This is a genomic window from Bradyrhizobium cosmicum, from assembly GCF_032290525.1.
Lineage (GTDB): Bacteria > Pseudomonadota > Alphaproteobacteria > Rhizobiales > Xanthobacteraceae > Bradyrhizobium > Bradyrhizobium cosmicum_A.
On the sequence record NZ_JASXTA010000006.1, the window covers coordinates 152881 to 166013 of the forward strand.

Below are 13133 nucleotides of genomic sequence, written 5' to 3' on the forward strand. Positions count from 1 at the left end.
CTCAAGCGCCGAGTGCGACGAGCAGCGTGCGAATGGTCATGAAGACCAGGATGACCGAGCCGACGGTCCACAGAATTGCGCGAACGTCGTGAATTTGCCCGGTGAGATAGGCAAGAAAATGCAGCAGGCGTGAGGCAACGTAGCCGTAGAGCAGGCACTGCGCGAGAAGCAGCGACGGCTTTGTGAGAACATAAAGAAAGCCCGCGACGAGGAAATAGGGCAGGCTCTCGAGATCGTTCATCTGGATCCGGCGGATCCGCTCCACATCTTCGTTGGGAAGAAGCTGCGCTGGATCGGGCGCGGGATTGATTGGTGTCTTCTTGATGTCCTCCGGCGAACGGTAGCCGCCTTGGGCCCTCACCATCCGGAATACGGTGAGCCACGACATCGCCACGGCCTTCAGGATGATCAGGCTGGCGGCGATGACGTAGGTGGCGAAGAGGGGGTCGTGAAGATTGATTCCGTCCAATTTGGTACCCCGCTCCGGCAGGGCCATACTACATGTCCGAGCGGGGTGCGCCACTACGTAAAGGCCGCCGCCGATCCCCAGTCCCGATCTGATCTCGACTCACGCCCCCGCCAGCGCCGGTGCGAACACCACTTCGATCAGCGTGCCGTGTCCTGCGTTCTTGATGTTGAACCGGGCGCGGTTGGCTTCGACCAGCGCCTTGGTCAGCGACAGGCTCAGCGCCGAACTGTCCGAGGCGTCGCCGGGCGGCGGGGTGCGGAACGGCTCCATCGCGGCGGCGACCTCTTGTTCGCTGAGGCCATGGCCGGTGTCGCGGATGCGAAGCGCAATTTCGCCGCGGTCGGACAGCGCGGTGGAGACGATGACCTGGCCGCCGGCGCGGGCCAGCCGGATCGAGTTCGAGATCAGATTCATGGTGATCTGCCGCATCGCGCGCGCATCGGCCGTCACCTGCGGCAGCGAATGGCCGAGCGAGGTGCGGATGATGATGCGCTCGCGATTGGCCTGCGGCTGCATCACCGTGACGCAAGCCTCGACCAGATCGTTGAGGTTGAGGTTGGCGAAGCTGAGGTCGAGCTTGCCGGTCTCGATCCGCGACAGCTCCAGGAGGTCGTCGATGATGGCGATGACGCGCTCGCCGGAGGCGCGGATGTCCTTCATGTATTCGCCGTAACGCTCGTTGCCGAGCGTGCCGAAGCGCTCGGAGATCATCACCTCGGCAAAACCGATGATGGCGTTGAGCGGCGTGCGGATCTCGTGGCTGATCCGCGCCAGCATGTCGGCCTTCGCGTTCGCCGCGCCATCGGCGAGACGCCGCGCGTTCGTCAGCTCGCTCTCGCCCTTCTTGCTCTGCGAGAGGTCGCAGAACACGGCGAAGAAGTTCGGGCCGTCGGGCCGCGTCCGGCCCATGATCATGGCGAGCGGAATGACGCCGCCCTTCTTCTCCCGTCCCAGCACCTCGCGGCCGTGGTCGAGCAGGCTTGCGATGTCCTGGCTCTTGAGGTTCTCGAAATAGTCGACGACGATCTGCCGGCTCTCGGGCGCGAACAGCGTCACCAGATTCTGCTGCATCAAGGCTTCGCCGTCATAGCCGAACAGCGCCTCGGCGCTGCGGTTGCAGGCGTGGATGTTGCCTTCGGCGTCGAACATGACGATGCCCTCGGCGGTGGTGTCGAGGATTGCGGCGAGATCCTCGGCCTCCGCATCGCCCGCTTCCAGCTCCGGCTCGACGGCGTAGGGGAAGGATTCCGCGACAACAGGCGCGGCGACCATGGAGGGCGCGGTAGGCGGCGGCGCAACGACGCTCGCCTGCGGCAGCGCGCAGATCAGCGCATGCGCGCTCGCGCCGTCCCAGTCGATCGTGTGCAGATGCGCTTGCGTGGTCGGAAACGGTTCTTCGCCATTCGCAACCGTCGCGCTGATCGTCACCGGCGTGCCGCCTTGCGACGTGCTGCTGGCGGACGACACGCCCGGTTCGACATAGAGCGCATCGAGCCCGCCGGCATTTTCGAGTGCGGCAAGGCCGGCATAGCCCATCCGCGCGAGGAAGGCGGGATTGGCGTAGAGCAGCCGGTCGAGCCGGTAGATCAAAATGCCGGTCGGCAGCAGATCGAGCAGTGCGCGGTCGCGCAGGCTGTGGCCGTGCGCGGGCGGCGCGGGCTCGGTCAGCCATTCGGCCGGTGCGTGCGGTGCTTCCGGCTCCGGCAGCGGCGGTTCGGGCGCGCTCTGCGCGTCCGGCGCCTCAGCCGCGCCGGATGCGATCGTCTCGCGCTCGCGCTCGAGCCGTTCGGACAATTGCCGGGCAAGCTCGTTGAACGCGCTGTTCTCGACGGGCGTCAGCGTCGGCTGGCGCGCGTCGCCGGACGGGCGGAACGGCACGACATTGGGAGGCGTTTCCACTGGCGTTTCCGGATCGGTTGGGTGTGAATTCACGTCGGTTGCGGGTTCGGGCAGTTCGGCGGCAGGCTCGGATGCGGGCTCAGGCAGCTCGATCGGCGGAGGCGGAGCCTCCGGCTTGGACTCTGGCTTGGACTCTGTCTCGGGCTCGGGGGCATGCTCCGGCTCGACATCGGCGCACAGGCCGTGCGGCGCGGACGGCTCGACGAGCAACTCGTACCGCCTCAGCGCATCGAGCCGGTTGAGACCGTCGAGATCGCGGCAGACGCCAAAGCCCCTGAAGCCCGCAAAGTTGCGTTCGCGGTCGTAGACGGGGAGGCCTGCGAGCTCGACCGCTAGACGCTCGCCGCCGTCGGCCGGCCAGTTCACGGTGATCCCGGCCCAGGTGTCGTGGCTTTCGAGCGCCTGCGCGACGCGGCCATCAGGATCGAGCGAAAATTCCTCGGCGATCTCGCGCCAGGGGCGGCCGAAGCCCGCGGCGGTGTGCGGGCCGATCAGGCCGATGAACTCGTCCGAGAGAAGCACAAAGCGGCCCTCCGCATCCATCTGCCAGAGGAAGCGCAGCGGATGCTGACGCGGTGCGGGCGGCTCCGCTGAGTGCGGTTCGACCATGCCTGACGTGATCGGCGCGGCCTGCGGCGAGACGATGGCGTTGCCCGGGTTTTCAACCGGGGTTTTGGGCGCGGCATCGGCGGTTTCTTCGGCGGTTTCTGCGACCGGCACGATCTCTAGCGTCGGCACGCGCGCGGGCGGCGCGGGCGCGATCGTCTCTGCCGGCGGCGTTGCCTCGACCTGCTCGGCAAAGGCATCGAACAGCGTGAATTCGGATGGCGCCTCGTTCGCCTGCGCAGGCTGCGCAGCCTCCGGCACCGCGACCGCAGGCGCGGCCTGCTGCACGGCCGGCTCGATCAGCGCGATCAGGCCGACATCGGCGCCCGTGCCGACCCGTTGCAGCACCATCTGGCCGATGCCGATCGGCATCTCGGCGCGGCCGCAGGCCAGCGCATCGCTGCGCGCCCTTTCGAGGCCGCCGTCGGTGAGATCGCGAAAGCCGAGCAGGGAACGGGCGGCCTCGCTGGCGCCGGCGAACATGCCGTCGGGTGCGAACGCCGCCATCGGCACCTTGGCGCCGTCGACGAGACGGTGCAGCCGCTCGACCAGCGACATGGTGCGCAAGCCGGGGTCCATCGCGGTGACGAGCACAGCGGAGCTTCCATCGGCAAAGTCGAGCCGCGCGCAGGCGCAGGTCATCAGCGTGCCGAGCCGGGCGCCGAAGCCCTGCAGTTTTTCCAGCCGAATGGCGCCGTTCGCCGGCAGCCGGCGGGCGAGCCGGACGATTTGGCGGCGATGGCTGTCAGCGGGGCCGAAGCTCCGCTCCGCAAGCGCCGTCGCATGAGGCGCGCCGAAGAACCTCGCGCCGACCGGATTGGCCCAGAGCACGCGCGTGCCGTCGAGCGACCAGAGCCAGGCGGGCAGGGATGAGGTCGCGTGCACGGCCAGCCGCGGATCGCCGACGCCTCGCAACTGGAAATCCGAACTCGTCATCCGACCGGCTTGTGTCTCGCTGTCACGCATCTGGCAGTCCGGCTGCCGGGAATGACAGCCTTAAGAAAGGGTTAGTATCGCGCGGGGGCGCGGGCAGGTCCACGGCCCCAGCCTAGGGCGCAGAGCCTAAAGCCGCGATAACCTTAATGGTGCCGGCCCCGCAAGCCGCAGCCCGGTTCATCCAAGGGATTCAAGGTGAGAGTTCGGGGCGATGAAGCTTCCACAGCGTCATGGCTGGACTTGTCCCGGCCATCCACGCGCCTTGCTCCGCAGCACAAAGAACGTGGATGCCCGGGCCTTCGCCTCGCCGAAGCGGCTTCGGCCGCGCAGGCGGGACAGGCCCGGGCATGACCTCTCGTGAAGGTTCATGCGCGATCGCCCTGCCACAAGGGGGAGGGAACCGAGAGAATGCTGCTCCTCAACCACGGGTTCCCCTCGCCCGGAACCTCATCCTAACCTAGATTAAATTTCGCGCCGCACCCGTTTGGCGCGCTGCGTTGCACAATGTTGACATATTAGGCAGAGATGGTGCTCGTGCTGGGCGAGCCATCTCATGTCGTTTTGCGTTTCCAGTCTTCGTACCCGCTGAATTGAAGGCCCATGATCGGGGCCGGCGGGCGCGCCAGAAGGCTCACTCCGCTTTTTCATTAGTGTGAGGGACCAACCATGACAGGTGCGACTGATCCGTTTTCTGCCTCGATCATTCCGTTCGAGGTTCCTGAGCAGATGCGTGCGTTCGCCGAAAAGGGCGTGTCGCAGGCCCGCGAGAGCTACGCCAAGTTCAAGGACGCCGCCGAGACCCACAACGGCACCGTCGAGGCCGTGTTCACCTCCGCCCACAAGGGCGCGAGCGAATACACCGCCAAGCTGATGGAGTTCGCAAAGGCCAACACCACGGCCCAGCTGGACTTCACCCAGGAGCTGCTCGGCGTGAAGTCGCCGTCGGATGCCTTCGCGCTGTGGACCGGCCATGCCAGGAAGCAGCTCGAGACCTTCCAGGCCCAGGCCAAGGAGCTGGCCGAGCTGAGCCAGCGCGTCGCCGCCGAAACCGCCGAGCCGATCAAGGCCTCCGCCTCCAAGCTCTACACGCCCGCCGCCTGAGCGGACCGGACTTGAATTGATTAAGAAACCCGGGCCTAGAGCCCGGGTTTTGCTTTGGAAATAACGTTGTCCGGGGCGTGATTATCGGGTTTTGCGGCCTTGCCAAAAACGCCCGTTGCACCTAGTTTCCGCCCCGTCCAGCCCCCTCGGTGACCGGCCCGTCCAAGGCGCCCCGCGGCGGCTCGCAAGGATGCAGTTGTAGCTCAGTTGGTTAGAGCGCCTGTCTGTGGAACAGGAGGTCGGTGGTTCGAGCCCACCCAACTGTACCAATGGTTTCAATTATTTACCGTCGTGACTATTCTGCTCGTTCCACCGAGGAATCGAGACTGGGTATCGTGCCGACTAGACCGCATGGGTGGGATTGGATCCATCGGTGGATCGCACCGGCCTTGACTGGATTGCCGTCTCACGCCCGCGTAGATTGCAGGTTGGGCAGAGGGAGCGCGTATGAGTCAAGAAAACGGGAACGAGCGGGAGACGGCTGTCTCTACGAAGAAAGTCGCGAAAAAGAAAAAACTGAAAACCGCGAAGAAGAGATTGAAGGGTAAAGCAGAGGCTATTGGCGCTACTGCCAAATTCCCACGGCATTCAGTTGAGAAGGCCTTGCGAATTCCACGCGCGATTATCGAGCAGAATGCCGGACACGCGTGCTCGGACAAGGATAGCGCGACTTATGTCGGCGTAGGCTTTAATGGCCCCTATAGGGTCGAAATCAGCTCGTCGATCAAATACGGTTTCTTGGATCGGCCAAGCGCCGGCATGATTTCCGTGACTGATCGTGCGCGACAAGCTATTCGCCCTCAAAAAGTTGGTGACGATATCGAAGCCTTGCGCCAGGCTGCTCTCATTTGCCGCCGACGATCCGTTGTTCTGGGTACAGCGGTCGATATGCACTATGAGCGATCGGCAATTCGAGATTTCGTTCCGCTTCATTGAAAATGCCTATGGTTTGGCGAAGCTCCGTATGAACTGGGATACCTACCAGATCGACAATCACAAGGCTCGGGTGCTACTGACCGAGTCTCGTGAGATCGGCGTTAGCGCTGATGGCAGCCGGGAAAGAGATGCGATCCTGTTACTGCAGTCGGTATTGAGCAGAAAAGGCGACGATCTCTATCATCCGCTTTCTGTAATGCGGATTTTTGCGGAAATTGTTGATAAGTACTCACACACTATGACCCCGCAGCAAAAGGCTTCCTTGAAGCAATCCATCGAGACAGCCATTCGCAGTATCTCAAAATTCAAGCATCTTGGTCGCTTTCGGAACCTGGCTGAATTGCAGAACCGGCTAACAGGAGCGGTCAATGTGCTGAGATGATTGGCGTAGAAGCCGTTGTCAGGGCGTCGCCCTAATCAACTCGTTAGCTGTCTCGTCGGGTGCCGGGAATTACGGTGACAGTGCACAGAACTCTCGACGCGGAGAGTGCCCCCATCCGCAACGCTGCCCAAAGCCTATTTTGTGCCAGTCACCGTAGCTCCCCGGTTCGCAACGCGCTATCGGTAGCGTGCCAAAGCCATTCATGGAAAACCAAGCCAGGCAAAAAACATCGTGACCTTCTTCGAGCGTCTCAAGACAGCAGCATCCGTTGAGTGGCGGGCTTACACCGAGCATCCCTTCACGAACGGGTTGGCAGACGGCTCGCTCCCCGAAGCGGCGTTTCGTCACTACCTCGTTCAGGACTATCTGTTCCTCATCGAGTTTGCTCGCGCCTACGCGCTCGCGGTCTACAAGTCGCCCCGGCTTGCCGACATGCGTGAAGCAGCGGCCGGCCTTTCGGCCATCCTCGATGTCGAGATGAACCTGCATGTGAAGCTCTGTGCCGATTGGGGTCTGTCCCCAACAGAGCTTGAACAGGCCCCTCCGGCGGCCGAGATGCTGGCCTACACACGCTACGTGCTCGACGCGGGAATGCGCGGCGACCTGCTGGCACTCAAGGTGGCGCTTGCCCCCTGCGTGATCGGATACGCGGAGATCGCCACGCGACTCGCCTCGCTCCCCCTCGCGGATGTTGCGACGAACGCCTATCGCGTCTGGATCGCCGAGTATGCCGGCGCGCCGTACCAGGAGGTCGCTGCCAAAGCCCGGGCGCACATGGAGCGTCTCGCCGATCGCTACGCCACGCCGGCCCGCGAGGCAGAGCTGATTGCGATCTTCAAGGAAGCCACCCGACTCGAGGCAGACTTCTGGGAGATGGCCTGGCGCGCGGGCCAGCGTGTTCAATAACCCTTTCGGCAGTCAGGTTCATAACCTGAAGGTCATACAGCTACGAATGACGGTGACAGTGCACCAAACTCGCCAACGTCAGGCGACACCAACACAACTTCATCGCGCTCAAGAGATCATCGCCTTGATCTGCGCAGTGTCGGCAAATTCAATCAGCTCGACAATCTTGCCGTCCTGAAATCTGAGCAGGTCCAGGATCTCGGTGCTGGAAGTCTGCCCGCTCGGACGGTAGCGAACGTCCACGCGGGAATGGACAGCAACGCGATCTCCGTCGACCAGCTCAGCCAGGATTTTGCGACCTTCGAAGCCGAATTCATCGATCAATTTACTAAAGGCCCCGCGCAGGGTCGGGTGCCCCTGCATGCTCCCGGTCAGTGCGAGCGCGCTCTTGTCGCCCATCAAGGTGAACAGACCTTCGGGGTGGAAGGCTGTCACCAAGCCCTCGGCGTCACCGCCGTCGCGCGCGGCGTAAGCGCTTCTGATCAATGCCAGCATCTCTTCACGCTGTGTCATGTCACCCTCCCTGCAGGACGTATCAGAGCAGACTAGCGACCTTTGCGTGTAGACGCAAAATCATCGAGATGAGGGGCGAGGGCTCGGCGACCGGCGGCAATCCGGGAATTGCGGTGCCAGTGCATGAAAACCCCTGCCAGCGGCCAAGACATTCCTGAACTGTAGCACCGTGCTTGAATTTCCAAACCCATGAGTTAAAATGCCATTTGGTCAATGTTTTTAGGCATTTGGCATTACGATGCCGAGGCGGGTCCAATGGCAAAAAATGAGCGTACCCGTAAAGGCGTTGGGTCGATTGCTTCGCAAGGACTTCGTGGCTCCGCCTCGCTGACCGACAAGCAGATCAAGACGGTCGCGGCGGGAGCCCTTGCCCAGCGGCCCTCGGCAAAACGCGAACGCCTGTCCGTCGCCGAGCCGGACCAGACCTATCAATCTCAACCCGGCGCGATCGTCGTGCGGGGGCATTTCGATGCGGTCACGGGGCTCTCCACTGTCACCGATGCGCCTTCGCTCGGGCTTGGCAGGAAAGCCTCTGTTGAATCCAAGCCCGCGGCCGAGCTGTTCAATGTCGTCATCGACGCCAACAGTCTGTTTCGCATCGAGCCCGCGGCGCTCAAGCGCCTCGCCAATTACAGCGACGACGAAATTTTCGCGCTGGTCGTGCCAAAGCGCACGCTGGCGCGGCGGCTGTCGGATGGCGAGCCGCTGACGGTCGAGGAGACCGACAAGGCCGTGCGGCTGGCGCGGGTCGACCGGCTGGCCGCCAACGTGTTCGGCGAGCCTGCGAAGGCGCACCGTTGGCTGCGCAAGCCCAAGAAGGCGCTGGCAGGGGAAACGCCGCTGGCTTACCTCGCGACTGAGGCGGGCGCGCGTGTCGTCGAGGACATGTTGCATCGGATCGATCACGGCATCCTTGCCTAAGGATTCGGCGTGAGGATCTGGCGGATTTCCAATTTCGATGATCTGTCGGGCATCGGAGGCCTGAAGGCCGACGGCCGCTGGCATGATCGCGGACGGCACGCGGTTTACGCTGCGGACCATCCGGCGTCGGCGCTGCTCGAAGTGATGGTGCATCTGGAAATCGACTTCGAGGACCTGCCGACGACCCACCAATTGCTCGGCATCGACGTGCCGGACAACCTGGCCGTTGAAACGGCGCGCGTGAGCGATATTGAAAAAACATCCAAGACCTGGGCTGACGATCCCAGGGTGACGCGTGGTTTATTACGGCCATGGTTCGATGAGGCGCGCACGGCGATGGTGTCCGTACCGTCGGTCATCGTGCCGTTCGCGCAAAACTACATCATCAATCCGAGACACAAGGATGCGGCGCGCATCCGCGTGTCCCATGTCGGGCGCTATCCTCATGATCCGCGGCTGTTCGGACAAAGGACGGGCGGCGGTTAGAGTTCGGTGGGACGATCCGACGCGAGAACATCGGCCGGCTGCAATGATTGGCGACCACGGCAGCGTGCCAGCCTATCCGTTTGCACACAATCAAGACCCAAAGCAGACGCCGCGGCTCGTCTGCGTTTGGTCCCTCATCAATCCACCGCCGCCAAGGCGCATGTGCTATGTCTTCAGCAGGCATCGGGCAGGCCATGATCGTCTGGGGCAAGCAACATGCGACGGCGCGAATTCATCTCCCTGGTCGGCGGCGCGGCCGTATGGCCGGTTGCTACGCAAGCGCAGCAGCCGAAAAAGATTCCTAAAATCGGAATCCTGTGGCACGCGGGGACCGCGGAGGAGGAAGATGCGCTCGGCTTCCGCCCTGCGATGTTTGCCGGCTTTGCCGAGCTCGGCTATGTCAGCGGAAAAAGCGCAAGGTTCGAGGAGCGGTACGCCAACGAGGAAGCTGAGCGCTTTCACAGCTTGGCCGCCGAACTGGTGCGCCTCAAGGTCGATGTCCTGGTGGCTGTGACCTTTCCGTCCGCTTCGGCGGCTCAGCGCGCGACGTCGACGATACCTGTTGTTTTCATTGGTCCTTCCGATCCGGTCGGGCTCAAGCTCGTCGCCAGTCTCGCACGGCCGGGCGGAAATCTGACGGGCTTGTCAGCCCTTGCGACGGACTTGACGGCCAAACGCGTTGAACTCGTCAAGGAGGCTATCCCGGGCGTATCTCGCGTGGCCCTGATCTATGATCCAGCGGTTCCCAACTTCAAATTCGAGATCTCTGAAAGCGGAATCGCTGCTGAGCGGCTGGCCCTGTCTTTCGAAGCATTCGAAGCCCGCGGTGCCCATGATCTGGAGCACGTATTCGCGCAACTGGCCGGGCGCGGTTTCGGAGCCGTCATCCTCGGCATATCCCCTGTGATCTCCAGGGAAAAAAAGCGCATCTCGGACCTCGCGCTTGCGCATCGGCTTCCCGTGATGGGTTGGACGGACCCATTCGTCGCGGCGGGTGCCTTGATGTCTTACGGGCCGAACTGGCCCGCGCTGTTTCGCGCCGTCCCGCCCTACGTCGACAGAATCCTGAAGGGCGACAACCCTGCCGAGATGCCAGTGGCGCAGCCGACGAGATTCTACCTGGCCTTCAACCTGAAGACCGCAAAGATGATCGGCGTTGATCTCCCGCAAACCATGGTGACACGCGCCGACGAGGTGATCGAATGAATGGAATGACGGTGACAGCGCACGAAATTCCATGGGGAAGCATCGATCGGTTGGCCAAGCAGGACGGACGCTGCCGAACGATTTCAGTCCCGCCACGCTTTGGGTCTGCCGGCTGCGTCTGGCTGGATCATATTCAGCATTTGGAGTAGGCTCTTGGGCACAGCAACATGTTGGCGGAGGTCCTCCGTGGAACATCGCGGCGTCAGCTTCTCGATTGTTGAGATGAGCTATCTGTCCGGCTGGCAGTGGACTGTCGGCAAAGGCCGAACCGTGTCGGTCGGTGTCTGTGCGACGAGGCGGGACGCGATCCGCCAGGCTCGGACGTTCATTGACGCGATTGTGGACTGGGCTGCCTGAGGTGATGATTCACCGGCTCTCGGCGTAGCGCTATCTCGCCGCGCCACCACCATCACCTCGCCACCCACGCATTTTTCGACGATGCCATTATGCCCCTGTTTTGCCCGACGAGTCAAAAGCAGATTCGTAAAATCCGCAAGAGCGCCTGGAAACCGTAGCGTTCGCTTGGGCTTGGCTACTGTGCATGGGGTTGTTTTCGCGTTTTTGTTCTGGAGGCACCGGCGCCGTGGGCCCACCGGCCTGTTGTCGCCACCCTCCCTGTTGCCGAGAGCGCACACGTCCGGGGTTTCGCCTCCGCCCTCGTTGCCAACCAACGGCGGTTCACCCACACTCCGCCCCGACCAGACATTTGGGGGGATCGATGCCGGCGTTTCTGTTGAGGAAGTCTGTTCTTGCGGCCATGTCGGGGCTGGCCCTGGCCGTTCTGGTCCATCCCGGCGCCGGCTTCGCCTACACGCAGGAAGAGCAGCAGGCCTGCACGCCCGACGCGATGCGGCTGTGCGGCGAGTTCGTCCCGAACGTCGATGCCATCACCGCCTGCATGATCCAGAAGAAGTCGCAGCTCTCGCCGCAGTGCCGCGCGTTCTTCCGCCCCAGTCCGGAGCCGGGCATGGCAGCCGCGCCGCGCGCCGGCAAGCCGACCAGCATCGCGCCCAAGAGCTCAGCCAAGGCCGCGAAGAAGAGCACCAAGCCGGCCAAGAAGAAAAAGACCGAGCCAAGCTGAGCGCGTTCGGCGCGTTCCTGCTCTGAAACTCTGTGGTGCCCGGGCGAAGGCGCATTGTCGCGCTGGACGTCCCGGGCATTTGCGTTTGCGGAATCAGCTCCGCGACAGCCACCGGACTCCTTTTGTTCGCGCAGCTCGCATCCAGGCTTGCGACAATGATGCCCACGCGTGATGGAAACGAGCCGCGAGACGGTTTGCGCGGCGAGGTTGCGTCGCTCACGGCAGTGTGACTCAAAAGCCAACGCGCTTTGTTATTTCATGTCTGCCGCATAACTTATGATAAATTTTTCTTTCACGAATCAGCGCGCTGATTCATTTTCAGGCCACGGGGTCAATCTGGAGGCCAAGGGTATGAACGTTATTGTTTTTGCATCGCGTAAAGGCGGCTCGGGCAAGAGTACCCTCGCCGCACATCTTGCTGCGCAGATCAAGGCGAGCAAGCAGGTCATGCTGGTGGACGCGGATCCGCAGGGCTCGCTGACGCTGTGGCACAAGCTGCGCGGCACCAACGAGCCGCCGATCAAGGCGGCCGTAAACTCCGTCAGCGGCATCGTCTCCGCCGCCAAGCGCGACGGTTACGAATGGGTGTTGATCGACACGCCGCCGAATCTGTCGGCGGTCGTCGACGACGCCATCCGCAATGCGACCATGGTGGTCATTCCGGCGCGTCCCGGCGTGTTCGACGTCAACGCGGTGCAGGAAACCATCCAGATGTGCCGCGCGGCGCGCAAGCCCTACGCGGTCGTGCTCAACGGCGCGCCGGCGCGCCGCGACGAGTCCGAAAGCCCGATCGTCACCATCGCCCGCGAGGCGCTGGCGAAATTCCGCGCTCCGGTGTGGGGCGGCCAGATCACCAACCGTTCGGATTTGCTGATGGCGCTGAGCCACGGCGAAGGCGCGCGGGAATATCAGGCCGAGAGCCGCGCGGCTCAGGAAATCGGAAGGCTGTGGGCGGCGATCGAGCGTTCGGTCAAGGCTATTCGCGGCACGGCGTCGGCATCCGGCGCAATGCACAAGCAGGCGGCATAATTTTTCATAAATCATTCCCCGGACGAAAAACGCGCGGATGTCCGCGCGTTTTGCGTTTGCGGGGTCTGCCGTCGCGCCCTACGCCACCATCAGCATGTAGAACACGATGACCGGCGACAGCGTCAGGATCACCGACCAGATGCCGGCGGCCCAGAGGATGTCCTCGGTGGTGAAGCTCTCCTCGGCGGTCAAGCCCTGCCGTCCGGCGTCGTAATGCGACACCACTTCGTTCCGACTATTCATAAACGCCCCCGCGATTTCTTCGCTTAGGGGCATCACGCTAGGCGGGATGTTTTAAATTTCCGGCTCGCAACTGCCTGTGTATTTTGAACGCATTTGTGACCTCGGTTTAACCATCCGCGCGAAGAGCCGGCTCAGGCGAGCCAGACCCGGAACAGCAGCACCGGCATCAGGCCGAGCATCACCGCCCAGAACCCGAATGACGAGACGACAAGAATTCCCTGCAAGAGATCGGCGGGCGCGAACTGGCTCGCGGCCGTAGGCCGGGTGCGATGCCCCATGGTTATTCCCCCTCTGGAAGACTTTGAACGAAAACGATAGCGGCGGATGCGTAAACGAGACGTGGATGCGCCATGCGGCAACTGCGAAGGCTGTTCGCGTGCGGTTAACCACGGCGACGCTCCATCACTCCCTCGCCCCGT

At 62.9% G+C, this 13133-nt stretch carries 15 protein-coding genes and 1 tRNA gene; 11 read left to right on the forward strand and 5 right to left on the reverse strand.

Annotation, left to right across the window (positions count from 1 at the left end):
* Position 1: 1 nt before the first annotated feature.
* Positions 2 to 496: an MAPEG family protein gene (locus tag QSV46_RS13390; protein WP_314951461.1), complete on the reverse strand. Its 495-nt coding sequence runs from the start codon at positions 494 to 496 to the stop codon at positions 2 to 4.
* Between the two features lie 72 nt (positions 497 to 568).
* Positions 569 to 3910, reverse strand: a complete 3342-nt coding sequence (locus QSV46_RS13395) for a PAS domain-containing sensor histidine kinase (RefSeq protein ID WP_314951998.1) — start codon at positions 3908 to 3910, stop codon at positions 569 to 571.
* 666 nt (positions 3911 to 4576) lie between these two features.
* Here QSV46_RS13395 and QSV46_RS13400 point away from each other — a divergent pair.
* The 5 genes from QSV46_RS13400 (at position 4577) to tenA (ending at position 7235) form a co-directional block, all read left to right on the forward strand.
* Positions 4577 to 5011 (forward strand): phasin, encoded by a 435-nt coding sequence (locus QSV46_RS13400; RefSeq protein WP_314951463.1) that lies wholly within the window; start codon positions 4577 to 4579, stop codon positions 5009 to 5011.
* Positions 5012 to 5203: 192 nt separating this feature from the next.
* A tRNA-His gene (locus tag QSV46_RS13405) sits at positions 5204 to 5280 on the forward strand.
* Between the two features lie 178 nt (positions 5281 to 5458).
* Positions 5459 to 5947: a hypothetical protein gene (locus tag QSV46_RS13410; protein ID WP_314951466.1), complete on the forward strand. Its 489-nt coding sequence runs from the start codon at positions 5459 to 5461 to the stop codon at positions 5945 to 5947.
* Positions 5907 to 6329: a hypothetical protein gene (locus QSV46_RS13415; RefSeq protein ID WP_314951468.1), complete on the forward strand. Its 423-nt coding sequence runs from the start codon at positions 5907 to 5909 to the stop codon at positions 6327 to 6329. Before QSV46_RS13410 ends, QSV46_RS13415 begins: the two co-directional genes overlap by 41 nt.
* Before the next feature lie 231 nt (positions 6330 to 6560).
* The gene (gene tenA, locus QSV46_RS13420; RefSeq protein ID WP_314951470.1) at positions 6561 to 7235 is read left to right on the forward strand and encodes a thiaminase II; all 675 of its coding nucleotides are present in this window, start codon (positions 6561 to 6563) and stop codon (positions 7233 to 7235) included.
* Positions 7236 to 7343: 108 nt separating this feature from the next.
* On the opposite strand, the gene QSV46_RS13425 is transcribed toward tenA, so the two are convergent.
* Positions 7344 to 7748 carry a nuclear transport factor 2 family protein gene (locus tag QSV46_RS13425; RefSeq protein ID WP_314951472.1) on the reverse strand — a complete coding sequence of 135 codons (405 nt, stop codon included), beginning with the start codon at positions 7746 to 7748 and terminating at the stop codon, positions 7344 to 7346.
* Between the two features lie 255 nt (positions 7749 to 8003).
* Here QSV46_RS13425 and QSV46_RS13430 point away from each other — a divergent pair, with 255 nt between their 5' ends.
* From QSV46_RS13430 to QSV46_RS13455, 6 genes are all read left to right on the forward strand, one after another.
* Positions 8004 to 8669 (forward strand): antitoxin Xre/MbcA/ParS toxin-binding domain-containing protein, encoded by a 666-nt coding sequence (locus tag QSV46_RS13430; protein ID WP_314951474.1) that lies wholly within the window; start codon positions 8004 to 8006, stop codon positions 8667 to 8669.
* A 9-nt stretch (positions 8670 to 8678) separates the two neighbouring features.
* The gene (locus tag QSV46_RS13435) at positions 8679 to 9155 is read left to right on the forward strand and encodes an RES family NAD+ phosphorylase (RefSeq protein ID WP_314951476.1); all 477 of its coding nucleotides are present in this window, start codon (positions 8679 to 8681) and stop codon (positions 9153 to 9155) included.
* Positions 9156 to 9371: 216 nt separating this feature from the next.
* Entirely contained in the window at positions 9372 to 10361 is a 990-nt protein-coding gene (locus QSV46_RS13440) for an ABC transporter substrate-binding protein (protein WP_314951479.1), read from the forward strand.
* Between the two features lie 186 nt (positions 10362 to 10547).
* Positions 10548 to 10718, forward strand: a complete 171-nt coding sequence (locus tag QSV46_RS13445; protein ID WP_314951481.1) for a hypothetical protein — start codon at positions 10548 to 10550, stop codon at positions 10716 to 10718.
* Positions 10719 to 11079: 361 nt separating this feature from the next.
* Positions 11080 to 11442 (forward strand): hypothetical protein, encoded by a 363-nt coding sequence (locus QSV46_RS13450; protein WP_314951484.1) that lies wholly within the window; start codon positions 11080 to 11082, stop codon positions 11440 to 11442.
* A 351-nt stretch (positions 11443 to 11793) separates the two neighbouring features.
* Positions 11794 to 12471, forward strand: coding sequence for a ParA family protein (locus QSV46_RS13455; RefSeq protein WP_211377753.1), 678 nt, complete (start codon positions 11794 to 11796; stop codon positions 12469 to 12471).
* A 78-nt stretch (positions 12472 to 12549) separates the two neighbouring features.
* Here the strand turns inward: QSV46_RS13455 and QSV46_RS13460 are convergent, their stop codons facing one another.
* Together QSV46_RS13460 and QSV46_RS13465 are read right to left on the reverse strand one after the other, a co-directional pair.
* Positions 12550 to 12714: a hypothetical protein gene (locus QSV46_RS13460; RefSeq protein WP_314951492.1), complete on the reverse strand. Its 165-nt coding sequence runs from the start codon at positions 12712 to 12714 to the stop codon at positions 12550 to 12552.
* A gap of 131 nt (positions 12715 to 12845) precedes the next feature.
* Positions 12846 to 12992, reverse strand: a complete 147-nt coding sequence (locus tag QSV46_RS13465) for a hypothetical protein (RefSeq protein WP_008135850.1) — start codon at positions 12990 to 12992, stop codon at positions 12846 to 12848.
* Between the last annotated feature and the right edge of the window lie 141 nt (positions 12993 to 13133).

Coding starts and splice junctions, on each gene's coding strand:
- QSV46_RS13395 (WP_314951998.1), bottom strand. CDS start 3,910: ATGACGAGTTCGGATTTCCAGTTGCGAGGCGTCGGCGATCCGCGGCTG.
- QSV46_RS13425 (WP_314951472.1), bottom strand. CDS start 7,748: ATGACACAGCGTGAAGAGATGCTGGCATTGATCAGAAGCGCTTACGCC.
- QSV46_RS13460 (WP_314951492.1), bottom strand. CDS start 12,714: ATGAATAGTCGGAACGAAGTGGTGTCGCATTACGACGCCGGACGGCAG.
- QSV46_RS13440 (WP_314951479.1), top strand. CDS start 9,372: ATGCGACGGCGCGAATTCATCTCCCTGGTCGGCGGCGCGGCCGTATGG.
- QSV46_RS13450 (WP_314951484.1), top strand. CDS start 11,080: ATGCCGGCGTTTCTGTTGAGGAAGTCTGTTCTTGCGGCCATGTCGGGG.
- QSV46_RS13430 (WP_314951474.1), top strand. CDS start 8,004: ATGGCAAAAAATGAGCGTACCCGTAAAGGCGTTGGGTCGATTGCTTCG.
- QSV46_RS13455 (WP_211377753.1), top strand. CDS start 11,794: ATGAACGTTATTGTTTTTGCATCGCGTAAAGGCGGCTCGGGCAAGAGT.
- QSV46_RS13415 (WP_314951468.1), top strand. CDS start 5,907: ATGAGCGATCGGCAATTCGAGATTTCGTTCCGCTTCATTGAAAATGCC.
- QSV46_RS13410 (WP_314951466.1), top strand. CDS start 5,459: ATGAGTCAAGAAAACGGGAACGAGCGGGAGACGGCTGTCTCTACGAAG.
- QSV46_RS13465 (WP_008135850.1), bottom strand. CDS start 12,992: ATGGGGCATCGCACCCGGCCTACGGCCGCGAGCCAGTTCGCGCCCGCC.
- QSV46_RS13390 (WP_314951461.1), bottom strand. CDS start 496: ATGGCCCTGCCGGAGCGGGGTACCAAATTGGACGGAATCAATCTTCAC.
- QSV46_RS13400 (WP_314951463.1), top strand. CDS start 4,577: ATGACAGGTGCGACTGATCCGTTTTCTGCCTCGATCATTCCGTTCGAG.